This window comes from Thermostichus sp. MS-CIW-26, from assembly GCF_054059115.1.
Map to the genome: position 1 here is coordinate 1 of NZ_JBSSBV010000013.1, position 13,958 is coordinate 13,958.

Genomic DNA, 13,958 nt, shown 5'->3' on the forward strand with positions numbered 1-13,958 from the left:
AAACAGAAAGATCAACTGGTAGTAATCCGTACTGAACATATTATACATTATTTTCAGTATAGTTGAGCTTATTATTGACTAGAGTCATGCTCTGATTTCTTCCTGCTTCCACGACCCATGACTGGTAGCGGAGTTGGCCTCTGTGGTCGTTTCAGGTTAGTCTGAGACGCCCGAGCCACTGAGAAAAGCCCCGCCCTACCGCTATGGGGAAGTAAGCTAACGGCGCGCAGAGGACGTCAACAACCTTGGTCAGCAAATATGGACGGAGAGGGAGGGATTCGAACCCTCGACGGAGCTTTTGGGCCCCGTAACTTCTTAGCAGGAAGCCGCTTTCGACCACTCAGCCACCTCTCCAGGGCCAGGAAGGGCAATGGCAAGCTGGGATCCAGCCACCAGTTCACTCATTGTAGGGGATGGGATCCCACCCGGCAACTGCCCCCTGACCCGCCCTGCAAAGACTCCGTCCCGCTATCGCGATCAGCCGGGATCCCTCCTGGGGTTGGGTGAGTCTAGCTCACCACCTGCAGGTAAATATCGAAGCTGCCGCTATTGTCGCCGTAGCTGCCCTTGGCGTCATTGATGTTGAAGGCAATATCCAGGTTGGGATCCAGATCCACCTCTTGGGGCTGCTCTGGCGAGGACTCGAAAACCTGATGGGCCACCAGTTGGGCGTTGGGTTGAAACAGCACAATCCCGTAGCGGCAGAGGCCCGGGTAGCGCCACTCCTCAGGGGTCGGGATCCCTTTGCCAAGGGGCGAGCGGATGCTGGTGGAAAACGAGAAGCCATAGCGCCAAGCCACATTCCTGGGGAAAAAGCGGATACGGCTGGCCCGCAACGGACGCCCTTGCCAGCGTAAAATGTTGCCCGCCTCTTGGTTCACCCGCAGGTCACGGAAAGCCATCCAAGCCTGTAAAGCTTCTTCTTCAGGTTGGATCCCTTCGATGGCCAGAGCCTGGATCCAATCCAAGTCACTGCCATCGCAGGTGATCTGCCGCGGAATTTGCGCCAAATCCAGTTGTGCCAACCCCAGGGTATCAGACGCAGATTGGGTAAACATCTATCTCTCCTTTTTCCATCTGATTTTTCAAAGTGACTCCAGAAGGGATGAGCCTCTTGCTCAGAAATTGAGGAGTCACAGGGATCCCCAAGAGGAGCCTGGGGAAAGGTTGTAAGAGACCCCCATCCACATCCCTGCTGCTGGATGGAGAATGTCAGATGCACGATGACCAACGGAGTTGAAAACCTCAAGCTCTTGCCCGACCGACGAGAGACTGGGAGTTCAAGCTCCTTTAGCAGATAGATCAACGTTACTTGATGAATAAAAGCTATTCCCGAAAAGATAGCCCTTTGCAATACTTTTTTAGGGAACCTTAGGGAGTTGTTAATTCCCTGTGACTCGGCTGCCAATGAAGGCCGGAACCCAAATCCAGGTTTGCTGCAGATCTTCCAGAAGCTTGTATTTTGGAACACATTAATAGTGTAATCCCCTGTTAAGCACTCTTGCGCTCGACCCCTGGGCTCTGCAGCGGCTTTCCACAGCCCAGAGCGCCCTGACAAGCGTTTTTGGTAAGATCACCCCTACAGGTCTCCCAGGGTGCCCGGCGCCCACGGCATGCACGACAACCCTACTTCCCTCTCTTCTGATTTCGAAGTCATCTCTCTGTCCAATCCTCAACAGGCCATGTCTTTGGCGGGCACTCAGGAGGCCAACCTGAGGTGGATCAGTCGCTCCAGCGGTGCTTCTGTAACGCTGCGCGGACAAGACCTGTACCTGAAAGGCACTCCCCAACAGCGGCAGCAGGTGCGGCAATGGCTAGAATTGCTGAGGCCGCTTTGGCAAACTGGGCACCCCGTCACTGTGATCGATGCAGAGCAAGCTTTTCGCGCCCTCTCCGGACAAGAGGTTGCCGCCTACCAGCAAGCACAAGCAGGGATTTTGGCCCGCACCCGCAAAGGGGAGCTTATCCGACCGAAAACGCCCCGCCAACAGGAGTACGTGCGAGCCATTCGCACCCACGACCTCTGCTTTGGCATTGGACCGGCGGGCACAGGAAAAACCTATCTGGCTGCCGTTGTGGCCATTGCTGCCCTACAAAACCGGGAGTACGAGCGTTTGATCTTGACTCGCCCGGCTGTGGAGGCGGGAGAAAAACTGGGGTTTTTGCCGGGGGATCTGGTGGAAAAGGTGGATCCCTATCTGCGGCCCCTTTACGATGCCCTGTTCGAGTTTATCGACCCGGCCAAGCTACCGCAGTTGATGGAGCAGGGGGTGATCGAGGTGGCGCCGCTGGCCTACATGCGAGGCCGTACTTTGAGCAATGCCTTCATCATTTTGGACGAAGCCCAGAACACCACCCCCGAGCAGATGAAGATGGCCCTCACGCGGCTGGGGTTCCGGTCGCGTATGGTGGTTACCGGGGATCTCACCCAAACGGATCTGGGCAAACATCGCATGTCCGGCCTGGCAGCGGCAGAGCGTATTCTGACAGGGGTAGAGGGGGTTGCCTTTTGCTACTTCGACCAGCGGGATGTGGTGCGCCACCCTCTGGTGCAGCGGATTGTCGATGCCTACGCCCGCTACGAGGGGCAGTCGTGAAGCTGAGGGTGCTCTTTTTCGACGCTGTGGGCACTTTGTTTCGGGTGCGGGGCAGCGTGGGCCAGGTTTACAGCCAGGTGGCAGCGGAGTATGGGGTAAGGGTGGATCCCCAGGCCTTGGATCGCGCTTTTGGCCAAGTTTTTGCCCAGGCTCCAGCCCCGGCCTGCCCAGGATTGACGGGATCCCCTTTGCGGGAGTGGGAGCGGACCTGGTGGCGCCAGGTGGTGCGGGAGACTTTTGCCCGGGTGGGATCCCTGGCTGCCTTCGGAGAGCACCGGTTTGAAGACTTTTTCGCCCAATTGTTTGAGCACTTTGCCGGGGCGGATCCCTGGGAGCTGTATCCCGAGACGCTGCCGGCTTTGCGGGCCCTGCAGCAGGAAGGGATCCGGTTGGGGGTGATCTCCAACTTCGACAGCCGCTTGCCCAGGGTGCTGCAGCAGTTGCAGTTGGATCCCTACTTTTCCACCCTCACCCTCTCCACCCAAGTGGGCTATGCCAAGCCCGATCCCCGCATCTTCCAAGCTGCCCTGGCAGCCCACGGGATCCCCCCCGCAGCCGCCGGCCACATCGGCGACAGCCACCGCGAAGACTACCAGGGGGCAAAAGCAGCAGGCTTGCGAGCCCTTTGGCTGGATCGAGAGGGGAAGGAGAGCTCCTGCCCAGAGCGGATAGAAGATCTGTGGGGATCCCTGTCCATGCTCAATGGGCCGAAGCAGAATTGAGCAGCAGGGGGGTGAAAAGGCCATCCGGCTTGAGCAGGTAACGCCGCAGGTTCATCCGCCGCTCCAGCAGGCAAGCGTGGCCGCTCTGGGGCGAGATTTCTACCTGCGCCTGGGGCAGCCGTTCCGCCAGCCAGCCCACCTCCTGCACCGAGGGCAACAGGCGATCCCGCCCCCCCGCCACCAGCAAAGTTGGCAGGGTCATCGACTCCAGGGGCAGCTTCTCCACAACAAAGGATCCCAGCAAAGCCAAGCGCTGGGCAGCCACTGTGGGCTCAACACTGTGAACCGCCTGGCGCAGCCGCTCCCGATCCGGCGGCTCCATTTGGCTGAGCTCCGCCAAAACCCCCAACCCCCGCTCCGACAACTGGTGATAGAGCCCCGGTGGCAAAAAAGGCAGGAGAACATGCCCTGCCCACCACCAGGGCCTACGTCGCAGCGACGAGGCTGGATTGACCAAAATGAGGCCGCGGCACCGTTCCGGCCATTGGGCGGCCACCAGCAAGGCCAGGCAGGCCCCAAAGGATTCTCCACACAAGTACGCCCCCGCTTCTAGCTGGGATCCCACCCAATCGGCCAGGGTTTCCCAGCTATCCCCCGCTTCCGGGTGGTTCAAACTCAGGGGGCGAATGCGAAACTCCCGCTGCAGAGCCTGCGCCTGCCGGTAAAACAACGTACCTGTGCCATCCATACCGGGCAAATACAGCAGCAGGGGCCGCTCCTGACCGACCGCTCCCGTTGCCGGGCTGACCAAGCTAGAGGCAGATGCTACCGGCTCGCCACTCAACTTTCTCATCTCTCTGCCAATCCCAATCGCACCTGTTCTCGGGCCGCTGCAGTTAGCTCTTGAATGACCTGCATTCGCTCGCGTCGGGATCCCTGGCGCTGCTTCCTGCCCACCCAAAGGGGGGATCCCACCCTGAGCACCACCCGCCGATACAACACCACCGGATGTCCCCCTTCCTGTTGAAATCGGGGTTCAGTGGGGTCAAACCAGCGGAAAAAAGCCATAGGAATATCTACTCCCCGCCATTCTTCCTGCGCCCACACCGCCACCGGCAGAATCGGCAAGGGATCCACCGCTGCCGCCAGCGCCAGGTGGGCAAAACCTGGCTGAAACCGCCCCACCTCCCCAGGCGAGGTCTCACGGGTGATCTGCTCCGCCCCTTCTGGGAAGATCCCCACACCCACCCCCGCTGCCAAACTGGCCTGCGCCTGGCGAAAAAAATGGATTTGCTGTCGGGATCCCTGCTTGAGGGGAATGCAGTCCAAAGCCAAGGCGATCTCCCGCAGCAGCGGCACCTGAGCCAGGTAGTAATGGCAGGCAAAGCGAATCGGTCGGCCCAACCCCGCGATCAGCACCGGTGCATCCAGAAAACTGCGGTGATTGCTCACCACCACCAGCGGGCCAGCAGGAACACGCTCCCCTCCCTCCACCCACACTTCCGTCTGGAAAAGGGTAAGCAACAACTGGGCCAGCATCCTGGGGTCTGGAGGCCAAGAGAGAGCAGAATTGGCTGAGAACGCTGCGAAGGATCCCATCAGTAGTCCACCCCGCGCCGCAGATCGGCCCCCTGCTCGGCATAGTGCTTGTGGCTCACCATTTCCGAGTGGACAGAGGCCAGCTCAAAGTAAGGTAAGGGGGCATGGCAGCGCCCCGTGATGATGATCTCCGTGTCCCGCGGCTTGCGCAGCAAAGCCTGGACAATCGGCTCCACGTCCAGCAGCTCCAGATCCACCGTCGGGTTCAACTCATCCAAGATGATGGTTTTGTACAGGCCAGAAGCAATGGCCGCCCGTGCCAACTCCCAGCCCCGCTCCGCTTCTACATAGTCGATTTCCTGTTGTTTGCCCCGCCAGACAATGGCGTCCCGACCGCAACGCTGGTGATCCACCAAATCGGGGTAGCTTTCCCGCAGGGCCCGAATGGCTGCATCCTCGGTGTAGCCCGTTCCCCCCTTCAGCCATTGCATGATCAGTACACGATGGGAGAGATCCTTACTGATGCCGCGTCCAATCGCCTGCAGAGCCCGCCCCAGAGCGCTGGTGGATTTTCCCTTGCCGTTGCCGGTGTAGATCTCGATGCCGCTGCAAGGGGGTTGGCCGTTTTGGGGATCCGTCGCCCGCCGGACACTGCGCATTTCCGAGTGCAAATCCGCCAGGTCGATAATTTCCTTGGGAGCGCCGCGCCCGGTGATGATCACCTCCATGGCCTCCGGCTTTTGCTTGAGGGTACTGACCACCTCCTCCACAGGCAACAGGCCCAGATCCAGCACCGGGTTGAGCTCATCCAGCACCACCACCGAGTAAAACCCCGACGCCAAAGCCCCTTTGGCCACATCCCAACCGCGGCGGGCCTCCTGACGGTCAAACTTGGTGATCTCATCTGGGCCGAAAAACTCTCCCCGCCCGGTGCGCAATTGATCGATGAGATGGGGGAAGCCTCGCTGCAGAGCCGCAATGGCCGCATCCTCAGCATAGGTTCGGCCTGGCCCCTTGAGAAACCGCACCAGCAACACCCGGCTGGGGGCCGCCTTTTCGATCCCCAAGCCAATGGAACGCAGCACAACCCCTAGGGCCGCCTGGGACTTGCCTTTGCCCTCGCCGTCGTAGACATGGATCTGGCCCCGTCGCCGATCAAACTGCTGGGCAGTCACAATCCCAATTTCTGCCATGCCCCTCCGCGTCATCCTGCTGTGGGAAAATCCCACTTTTCTACCCCCATCTTAGAGCCTACTTGGAGCCTAGCCAGAACTTGGGCAGGAGGGGGAAACTAAAAAGCTCCCAAGAGGCCGGAAAGACCGGGGTAAGATGAGCAATGGTTGTCCAGCCGATGCCTGTCTAGCGAGGGATCCCCCTTGTATCCGACTGCATTTTCTTCTCGCCCGTTACTCCCTGCTGTGGATAGCCCTATTGAGCTGGTGGGGGGGACGCCGCTGATCCGTCTGCGGCGGGTTGCTGCCGATTTGCCGGAATCGGTACGGGTATATGGCAAGGCAGAGTGGTACAACCCTGGGGGTTCAGTCAAGGATCGCCCGGCCCTCAACATGATTCGCGCTGGCGAACGCCAGGGCAAGCTTACCCCCGGCAAGATCATCCTCGATGCCACCAGCGGTAACACCGGCATCGCCTATGCCTGGATCGGGGCCGCCTTGGGCTACAAGGTCAAGCTGGCCCTTCCCGCCAACGCCAGCCCGGAGCGCAAGAAGATCCTGGCTGCCTATGGCGTGGACTTGGTTCTGACGGATCCCGCTCTGGGATCCGATGGGGCCATCGAGAAAGCCCGCGCCCTCTATGCGGAAAACCCCGAGCTTTATTTCTACCCTGACCAGTACAGCAACCCCGCCAACTGGCAAGCCCACTACGAAACCACTGGGGTGGAGATTTGGGAGCAAACCCAGGGGCAGGTCACCCATTTTGTTACCGGGCTAGGCACCAGCGGCACCTGTATGGGGGTGGGGCGGCGCCTGCGAGAGTATCGCCCGGATATCCAAATCATTGCCATGCAGCCCGACTCTCCCTTCCATGGCCTGGAAGGGCTCAAGCACATGGCCACAGCTCTAAAACCCGAGATTTACGATCCCACCCTGCCTGACCAGCACATTGAGATCTCCACAGAAGCAGCCCAGAAAATGGTCAAGCGCTTGGCGTTGGAAGAAGGCCTGCTGGTGGGCATCTCTGCCGGCGCCAATGTGGTGGCAGCCCTAGAGGTGGCCCGTCAGCTCTCCTCTGGAGTGGTGGTGACCATCTTTTGCGACGGGGCTGACAAATATCTTTCCGAGCGTTTCTGGACAGAGGAGTGACATCCTCCCGGCGCTCGTCCTGTGGACAGGGCGCGGGCTACCCTTCCCGTCAGCAGGACGGAGTCCTTACCTCGCAGTTGGGCATTCCTGCCCCACGCCACTTGCCTGGGTCTACAACCCCCGACAAAACAACTGGACAGGCGGTTCTCCTTCCCCAGCCTCCCTGGCTACTGCCAGCTCGCAAAACAACCTCTAATCCACCCAGCACAGTTCCCAAGGCTGAGGCTGAGTCCCGATGCACCCGGTACCGGCATTCAGGGCACTGAGGCCCCCCGACAGCCCAGCTGTTGCTAACCGTCCCTCAGCACTTGCAACCGACTCGACGCACTCCTTGGGCAACATCCCCCTTGCCCAGCCCTTGGCCTTGAGGTCTTCCACAAAGAAAAGATAAAGATAAAGAGGGTCTGCCCTCGGTCCTAACGCCAATGGGCCCTCTGGAAATGGAACTCTTGGCAACCATTGGCAATGCCCTGCTGCATCCTGGCAACCTGCAGTGGTGCTCTCTTCCAGTGGCAAGACCCCTGCTGTTTTCTCGCCCCCCTGGGTTGCAGCCTTCTCAGCTGGCCTTGCAGGGCTTTGAAACCCTTGGGCCGTTCCCGGCAGACGCTGTCTGGCAAGGGGTTCTGCTGACGGTAATCAGAAGGGAAGGGTGCATCGGCAGGCAGGATGGACTCCTGCAGCAAGGAACCCCTGTCCAGTGGCCAAGAGCAAGATTCTACCCACTCCTTAGATTTCCGGCAAAGTGTAGTTGTATACGCGCCGGCCAATCTCCAGCCACGTCAACAGCGAGGACTCTGTCCCGCTAACGCGAGCGGCTTGCTGGGAGGCATCTGGATCAATCCGGTGCTTGTAGGGTACGCCAGCACAGGTACGTTTTACTACAGATTTTGCTCAGGGGTATGGCGGGGATCCATGTATCCCGGTGCTCACCCTGCGGGCAGGGCGCGGGACTGATTGCCCCCGCACCCCGTTAGCTACACCGCCGGGAAGCCCCGCCCTCTATATAGTGGCTAGTCACTATCCACTCACCACTATCCAGGGTGAGGGTCGGGATGAAAGGCGGGGACACTTTGGTTTTCAATGGACTGGCCTAAAACCGAGACGGTAACCCCACCGCATGAAGCAATAAGGTAGGATTCATTCCAGTAGATTACCCTTGCCTCAATGAGAACTGCTTACCAGTACCGTTTGCGACCTACGCCCAGCCAGATTGCTTTGATGAGCGAGTGGCTAGACTTGTTACGCAAGCAGTACAACTACCGCTTGGCAGAGCGCTTTGCGTGGTGGGAACACAATCGCTGTGACATCAATGCTTGTCCCTTAATCTGTCACTTGCCTGAGCTGAAAGACAAGCCCGATTTCTACTCCCAGAAACGGGACTTGGTGAAGACGAAAGCCCTGTTTCCGCAGTACAGAGCCATCCATTCGCAAGTCCTGCAAAACTGCATAGAGCGAGTGCACAAAGCATTCGACCGCTGGCTGAAGGGGGACGGTAACGGCAAGCGGGCAGGGAAACCCAGATTCAAGGGAGTTGGGCGGTATCGCTCCTTCAGTTTCCCCCCGATGCAACAGGACTGCATTTGCGGGCAGTTTATCCATCTGCCCAAAATCGGTGCTGTTCGGATAATTCAGCACCGTCCTTTGCCTGACGGTTTTGTCATCAAGACTGCTACCATCACCCGCAAGGCAGACGGGTGGTATGTGACCTTGAGCCTGCAAGATTCATCTGTCCCCGTATTTACCCCTGACCCGCCAACACTGGAGAACACGATGGGGATCGACGTGGGGCTGGACTCCTTTTTGGTGACCGACGCGGGGGAGTCTGTTCCAGTTCCCCAGTACTATCGCAAGGCAGAGCTCAGGCTCAAGAGGTTGCAGCGAGCCTTGTCTCGCAAGAGGAGAGGGTCAAACCGCCGTAAGAAAGCCTTGAAGCGGTTGGCTAAGGCGCACCTCAGCAGTCAAAACTGCTCTCGGTGCGGTCAAAGAGTACCGAAAGCGATTCAAGACAGGTGGCATTCTTGTTCCCATTGTGGGCTAGAACTAGGACGCGACCACAATGCGGCCATCAACATCAAGTACAGGGCGGTGGGGCATCCCGTTCTTTTCGCGTCAGCGGGACGTAGTCCTCAAGCGCAGGAAACGTCCTTTTCGCGCTAGCGGCGCGGAGCGCTAACCGGAGTCACTGTTCGCGTCAGCGGGACGGAGTCCTTGAAGCCTGCACTCTCTCGCTTTGGCGGCGCGGAGCGCTTTGCGTCAGCATGAGTGTGGGAGTATGTCACGTACCTTTAAGGCTGAGCGCAGAGGGATCCCATGGCGATCATCGTCCTGAAAGCCTGGTATTTGGATTCGGTGTTGTCTGCTTCTCAAGTCCAACAGAGGGCCCCCGACCTGCGCCTAAGCCGTACCGGCCTCTTGAAAACGGCGATGCGGGCCGACTTTCTCGACGATGTGGAGCAGGTGAAGGCTTCCGTATGGTGGCAGCGCTACCTGGAAGGAGAGCTGGTGGAGTTTTACATCGAAGGCAGCGGCGCCTACAGCATCTCCAACCTCGATTTGATCAGCCGTGAGATCTACTTTAATAAGCGGGCCACCCTGAACATGACCGAGCCGGTCATCTACTTCTGCGGCCAATCGGATTACCCCGACTCCAGCGCCACTCTGCACCGGGCATTGCAAGCCGTGGTAGAGACCCTCAATCGCAACCACGGGCCGGTCGTGCCCCTGCAGCTGCAGGGATCCCTTCCCGCTGAGGCTGAGACCCCGCTCATCGATGCGGCCTTGATTCGCAAGCTCAAGCACGCGCTGCTGGTGGTGGCCGATGTAACCCCTGTGCAGGTGAATGGCCGGGGGCGTCCCCTACCCAGCCCTCAGGTCTGTCTGGAGTTGGGCTATGCCCTGCAATCGAAGCGCCCCGAACAATTGCTGCTGGTACAACTCCCCCGCGACGGCATCGAGGGATCCTTCCCCTTTGAGGTGGAAGACAGCAGTTTTTTGAAAATCACCGATCCCCAGCGTCTGGTCGATCACCTGGGAGCCGAGATCGCCCGGCAGTTGCAGCGCAACCGGGTTATCTCCCTCTAGCCAGCAGCACCTATCCAACCTCCCCTCGCAGCCGTTAGACTCTTGGAGATGGTCACTCCTGGCCATGGGGGATCTGGCTCCCCGAAACCCAAACAGCCTCCATCGTCGCTACCTTTTCTCCCCTTGTGAACCATGACCCTGGCTAACGCAAATCCTTTGGTTTCGCCGGATCGCTCTGCGGCAGGTTGGCAGAGAGGTCTGAACAGCATAATGTTCCTGCTGCTGTTGGGGGTTCCCCTATCTTGGTTGGGGCACTTCCGGGGCTGGGATCCCAACCTGGTCTTCCTCTGTGCGGCTTTGGCGGTGGTGGCCTTGGCAAAGTTTATGGGTCAGGCCACGGAAGAGATCGCGGCCTTGACAGGGCCGACAGTCGGGGGGCTGATCAACGCCACCTTTGGCAATGCAGCGGAGTTGATCATCGGCTTGGTGGCACTGCGGGCGGGGTTGGTGGATGTGGTGAAAGCCTCCATCACCGGCGCGATCATCAGCAACCTGCTCTTGGTGGCCGGCTTGGCCATGTTTTTGGGCGGGATCAAGTTTCGAGAGCAGAGCTTTCGACCCGAGGTGGCCCGCATGAATGCCTCGGTGATGAACCTGGCGGTGGTGGCCTTGATCCTGCCCAGCGTGGTCACCTACACCGATGCCAACTTGGGGGAGATCCCCATCCAAGAGCTGTCCACGGCAGTAGCCCTGGTGCTGATTGGGGTTTACGGTCTCACTTTGCTGTTTTCCCTCAAAACCCACAGTTACCTCTACGCCCTTCACGAAGCAGAAGCCGCAGAAGATGAGGCGGCCAATCGCCTGGCCCCCAATCCGGTTTTGCAGGCGGAGGGATCCATTCCCCAAGTGCTGACGGCTCCGCCCGAGGGAGCCGGTTTGGGGTTTTGGGTGCTGGCCCTCTTGGGGTTGACGGTGTTGGTGGCGCTGGAGTCGGAACTGTTGGTGAGCACTCTAGAGGACACGCTGGAACACTTTCACATGACGCCGCTGTTTATGGGGGTGATTTTGTTGCCGATCATCGGCAACGCGGCAGAGCATGCGACGGCGATCACGGTGGCCATGAAAGACAAGATGGATCTCTCCTTCTCGGTGGCGCTGGGCTCGACGATGCAGATTGCCCTGTTTGTGGCACCCCTGCTGGTGCTGGCCGGGGATGTGCTGCATCAGCCCATGAACTTCAACTTCGGCATGGTGGAGTTGGTGGCCATTGCAGTCTCGGTGCTGCTGATCAATTCCGTCAGCAGCGATGGGCGCTCCAACTGGCTGGAAGGGCTACTGCTCTTGGCCACCTATGCCATCCTCGGGATTGCTTTCTTCTTTCTGGAGTGAGGCGTTAAAGTGTTCTGCACCGCTGACGCAAACGGCTCATGCTGCACAAACTGCGATCGGTAGACAAGCCGAAGCCGGGGAAAACGGGATCCCTGTTGTGGCCTCTCCTTTTCGGTGCATCTTTTGCCCTATCCCCCATAGGCGGGCCCGCATGGGGGCAGGAAGCTGCCGAAAACAACGGCACCACCTCTAACCTGCCTTTGCTCAACCGTTTGGATGCCCTAGAAGAGCTGCGGCAAGCGCTTAGCCTCCCCACCTCCTCTGTCCAGGCGGAGGCCGTGACGCTGGATGGGCGGCATTTGTTTGTGGTTACTGCTCCCCAGGGGGATCCCGGCAGCCTGCCGCCGGTGTTGCAGCGGGTACGCTCCATTGAACAAACTCTGCACCAGTTGGCCAGCGCCGGATTCGATCCAGAGGCGCTGCAGGTTGAAGTCACCCTAGACGGCCAGACCAACCAGCCTGTTATCCGGGTGAATGGGCGACATTTGCTGACCATCACCTCCCTCGATGCCCAATTCCAGGGCGCCCAACCCATGGACTGGGCTGAGCAAGTAGCCGGCATTGTCGAGGAAGCGCTGCGCACCTCGCAACGGGAACGGCAGCCGCCATTTTTGCGCCGCCAAGCGGTGATTGCCCTCGGCATCTTGGCCGTGGCGGGCAGCCTGAGCCAGCTTTGTCAGCGAGAACGGCGACGGCTGCAGCAAAAACGCGCTGCCCTGCAGACGGAATACCAGGCCATCCAAGCAGAGATTCAGGAGCGCCTAGCGGGGGAAGAGCAGCCGGGCGTGGATCCCGTCTTGGTCGAACAACAGGCCGGACGCAAACGGCAGGAATCCTATTTAGAGCTGCAAATTCGCCTGCTGCGCCTGGTGCAAATTGGCCTGTGGGTGGGCGGAGTTGGGGTGAGCTTGGGCCTTTTCCCGCAAACGCGACCCCTGCAAACGTTTTTCCTGGTTTCGCTGCGCGGCCCTCTGTTGCGGTTGGTAGGGGTGGGTCTGGCCACCTATGGCAGTGTCTGGCTGAGTGGACTGGTACTGGATAACCTCTTTGCTGCCCTGCGCCAAGAGCAAAATGCCCCCACCTATCGCCTCAGCAAACGCCTCAGCACCTTTGCCAGCGTCTGTGACATACTCCCATCACTGACCCTACAGGTACAGCGTGGGCTTCGCGCTTCAAAGTGCTACGCACCGCTGACACGAACGGGGAGCTACTGCAAGAACCCTCCACGCGCAGACACGGGATGTCCCACCGCGTAGCTGTACCAGATTCCGGCAACGCCGTTTTGTACAGCCATGTTGATTATGGCACAGGATATATACGCCTTTCATCCCGACCCTCCTGCTGTTGCAGAGAGTGCGGGGCTTCCCGGCGGTTTAGCTAACCCAGTTGCGCAACACCGAAGGCAGCTTGATCTCCATTCCCAACAGTGCCATCCGGGTGGTGGAGAACCTCTCCAACGGCTGGTCACGGGTGGATCTGGGGATTGTGATCGCCTATGAAAACGATCTGGAACAGGCAATACGCATCACCGAGCAGGTGGCTCTGCAGATGTACCGGGAGCCAGCTTGGCGGGAAAAAATCCTCGAGCCCCCCGAAATGCACGGTGTCGATGATCTGGGGGAGCGGGGGATCACGCTGCGCATTTGGATCAAGGTGCAGCCTCTGCAGCAGTGGAGGGTGGCGCGGGAATACCGCCGTCGCCTCAAACACGCCTTCGACCAAGCAGGGATCCAGATTCCTTTCCCGCAGCAGACCCTCTGGTTCCACAGCCCCTTGGAGATGCGCATCCAGGGTCTCAGCCCAGAGGAGACCCACCGCCTGCTGCACCTAATGGAATCGCGGCTCGAGGCTCGCCTGCGGGAAAGGGATCCCGTTGCAAACGACTTGACAAAATAGATAGACGCCGAGGGCTTCCACCCTTAGCCGCTCAGCCAGCTTGCAATTTCAACAGGGCGATCCCGCCAGCGGGCCGTGGGCCTAACGGCTACTCATCGCCGATGATTTCCGGCTCAGTCAGTTCATCCGACATTTCGATGACAGCGCGGCGGATTGGCTTCATCCAGCCATCTTCTATATCATCCGGATCCTCGTAGCGGCGGCGCTTGGCGCGGTTGGCCACCTGTACCGTGATGCGATAGCGATTTTTGGAAGCGTTGATCAGAGCCTCTACCCGACGCATCAGCTCGTCATTGTCAATAGCCAGTTGATTCTTGCGGGAAGCCATAATCGCAGTCTTAAATCTTGATATCTTGTTGCCACCAGGATCCCAACGAGACTCCGTCCCGCTACCGCGATCCTAGCAGAGAACCTTCCAGTTCTCGCATTTGCAAAGTGCTCTGCATCAATTCTGCATCAATAAGGTGGGCCAAGACCCAGAGGGTGGGATTTTTGGCAAATAACCCATCTGTAGCTTCTCTCGTACAACTTGG

13 protein-coding genes, 1 tRNA gene and 1 pseudogene are annotated in these 13,958 nt (G+C 59.2%); 8 read left to right on the forward strand and 7 right to left on the reverse strand.

Annotated elements, in window-relative coordinates; all coding sequences use genetic code 11:
- Positions 1 to 263: 263 nt before the first annotated feature.
- Both ACVWZU_RS06235 and ACVWZU_RS06240 read right to left on the reverse strand, forming a co-directional pair.
- Positions 264 to 354, reverse strand: a tRNA-Ser gene (locus tag ACVWZU_RS06235).
- 155 nt (positions 355 to 509) lie between these two features.
- A complete protein-coding gene (locus tag ACVWZU_RS06240) occupies positions 510 to 1,058 on the reverse strand; it encodes a hypothetical protein (RefSeq protein ID WP_414352099.1) in 549 nt (182 codons plus the stop codon).
- Positions 1,059 to 1,613: 555 nt separating this feature from the next.
- Here ACVWZU_RS06240 and ACVWZU_RS06245 point away from each other — a divergent pair.
- Positions 1,614 to 2,597, forward strand: a complete 984-nt coding sequence (locus tag ACVWZU_RS06245) for a PhoH family protein (RefSeq protein ID WP_011433889.1) — start codon at positions 1,614 to 1,616, stop codon at positions 2,595 to 2,597.
- Positions 2,594 to 3,319 (forward strand): HAD-IA family hydrolase, encoded by a 726-nt coding sequence (locus ACVWZU_RS06250; RefSeq protein ID WP_457443925.1) that lies wholly within the window; start codon positions 2,594 to 2,596, stop codon positions 3,317 to 3,319. Before ACVWZU_RS06245 ends, ACVWZU_RS06250 begins: the two co-directional genes overlap by 4 nt.
- On the opposite strand, the gene ACVWZU_RS06255 is transcribed toward ACVWZU_RS06250, so the two are convergent.
- From ACVWZU_RS06255 to ACVWZU_RS06265, 3 genes are all read right to left on the reverse strand, one after another.
- Complete coding sequence (locus ACVWZU_RS06255) at positions 3,297 to 4,112, reverse strand: alpha/beta fold hydrolase (protein ID WP_457443927.1); 816 nt, start codon at positions 4,110 to 4,112, stop codon at positions 3,297 to 3,299. The two genes, ACVWZU_RS06250 and ACVWZU_RS06255, sit on opposite strands and share 23 nt — an antisense overlap.
- Positions 4,109 to 4,786 (reverse strand): lysophospholipid acyltransferase family protein, encoded by a 678-nt coding sequence (locus tag ACVWZU_RS06260; protein WP_414374555.1) that lies wholly within the window; start codon positions 4,784 to 4,786, stop codon positions 4,109 to 4,111. Before ACVWZU_RS06260 ends, ACVWZU_RS06255 begins: the two co-directional genes overlap by 4 nt.
- Positions 4,787 to 4,857: 71 nt before the next feature.
- Positions 4,858 to 6,006, reverse strand: a complete 1,149-nt coding sequence (locus ACVWZU_RS06265; RefSeq protein WP_041436711.1) for a cob(I)yrinic acid a,c-diamide adenosyltransferase — start codon at positions 6,004 to 6,006, stop codon at positions 4,858 to 4,860.
- A 210-nt stretch (positions 6,007 to 6,216) separates the two neighbouring features.
- On the opposite strand from ACVWZU_RS06265, the gene ACVWZU_RS06270 reads away from it, so the two are divergent.
- Entirely contained in the window at positions 6,217 to 7,119 is a 903-nt protein-coding gene (locus tag ACVWZU_RS06270) for a PLP-dependent cysteine synthase family protein (protein ID WP_011433884.1), read from the forward strand.
- 1,031 nt (positions 7,120 to 8,150) lie between these two features.
- Here ACVWZU_RS06270 and ACVWZU_RS06275 read toward each other — a convergent pair.
- A pseudogene (locus tag ACVWZU_RS06275) lies at positions 8,151 to 8,270 on the reverse strand (IS200/IS605 family transposase); the annotation flags it as partial.
- A 13-nt stretch (positions 8,271 to 8,283) separates the two neighbouring features.
- Between ACVWZU_RS06275 and ACVWZU_RS06280 the strand changes: the two are divergent.
- From ACVWZU_RS06280 to ACVWZU_RS06300, 5 genes are all read left to right on the forward strand, one after another.
- Entirely contained in the window at positions 8,284 to 9,276 is a 993-nt protein-coding gene (locus tag ACVWZU_RS06280; RefSeq protein ID WP_457443930.1) for an RNA-guided endonuclease InsQ/TnpB family protein, read from the forward strand.
- A gap of 153 nt (positions 9,277 to 9,429) precedes the next feature.
- Positions 9,430 to 10,200, forward strand: a complete 771-nt coding sequence (locus ACVWZU_RS06285; protein WP_457443931.1) for a hypothetical protein — start codon at positions 9,430 to 9,432, stop codon at positions 10,198 to 10,200.
- Positions 10,201 to 10,410: 210 nt separating this feature from the next.
- Positions 10,411 to 11,529: a calcium/proton exchanger gene (gene cax, locus ACVWZU_RS06290; protein ID WP_457443984.1), complete on the forward strand. Its 1,119-nt coding sequence runs from the start codon at positions 10,411 to 10,413 to the stop codon at positions 11,527 to 11,529.
- 38 nt (positions 11,530 to 11,567) lie between these two features.
- Positions 11,568 to 12,785 (forward strand): hypothetical protein, encoded by a 1,218-nt coding sequence (locus ACVWZU_RS06295; RefSeq protein WP_457443933.1) that lies wholly within the window; start codon positions 11,568 to 11,570, stop codon positions 12,783 to 12,785.
- Between the two features lie 130 nt (positions 12,786 to 12,915).
- Positions 12,916 to 13,425, forward strand: coding sequence for a mechanosensitive ion channel family protein (locus ACVWZU_RS06300; protein ID WP_457443935.1), 510 nt, complete (start codon positions 12,916 to 12,918; stop codon positions 13,423 to 13,425).
- An 88-nt stretch (positions 13,426 to 13,513) separates the two neighbouring features.
- On the opposite strand, the gene ACVWZU_RS06305 is transcribed toward ACVWZU_RS06300, so the two are convergent.
- On the reverse strand, positions 13,514 to 13,753 hold the full coding sequence (locus tag ACVWZU_RS06305) for a DNA-directed RNA polymerase subunit omega (protein ID WP_011433877.1): 240 nt from the start codon (positions 13,751 to 13,753) through the stop codon (positions 13,514 to 13,516).
- Positions 13,754 to 13,958: the final 205 nt, after the last annotated feature.

Coding starts and splice junctions, on each gene's coding strand:
- ACVWZU_RS06240 (WP_414352099.1), bottom strand. CDS start 1,058: ATGTTTACCCAATCTGCGTCTGATACCCTGGGGTTGGCACAACTGGAT.
- ACVWZU_RS06245 (WP_011433889.1), top strand. CDS start 1,614: ATGCACGACAACCCTACTTCCCTCTCTTCTGATTTCGAAGTCATCTCT.
- ACVWZU_RS06255 (WP_457443927.1), bottom strand. CDS start 4,112: ATGAGAAAGTTGAGTGGCGAGCCGGTAGCATCTGCCTCTAGCTTGGTC.
- ACVWZU_RS06265 (WP_041436711.1), bottom strand. CDS start 6,006: ATGACGCGGAGGGGCATGGCAGAAATTGGGATTGTGACTGCCCAGCAG.
- ACVWZU_RS06280 (WP_457443930.1), top strand. CDS start 8,284: ATGAGAACTGCTTACCAGTACCGTTTGCGACCTACGCCCAGCCAGATT.
- ACVWZU_RS06285 (WP_457443931.1), top strand. CDS start 9,430: ATGGCGATCATCGTCCTGAAAGCCTGGTATTTGGATTCGGTGTTGTCT.
- cax (WP_457443984.1), top strand. CDS start 10,411: ATGTTCCTGCTGCTGTTGGGGGTTCCCCTATCTTGGTTGGGGCACTTC.
- ACVWZU_RS06295 (WP_457443933.1), top strand. CDS start 11,568: ATGCTGCACAAACTGCGATCGGTAGACAAGCCGAAGCCGGGGAAAACG.
- ACVWZU_RS06305 (WP_011433877.1), bottom strand. CDS start 13,753: ATGGCTTCCCGCAAGAATCAACTGGCTATTGACAATGACGAGCTGATG.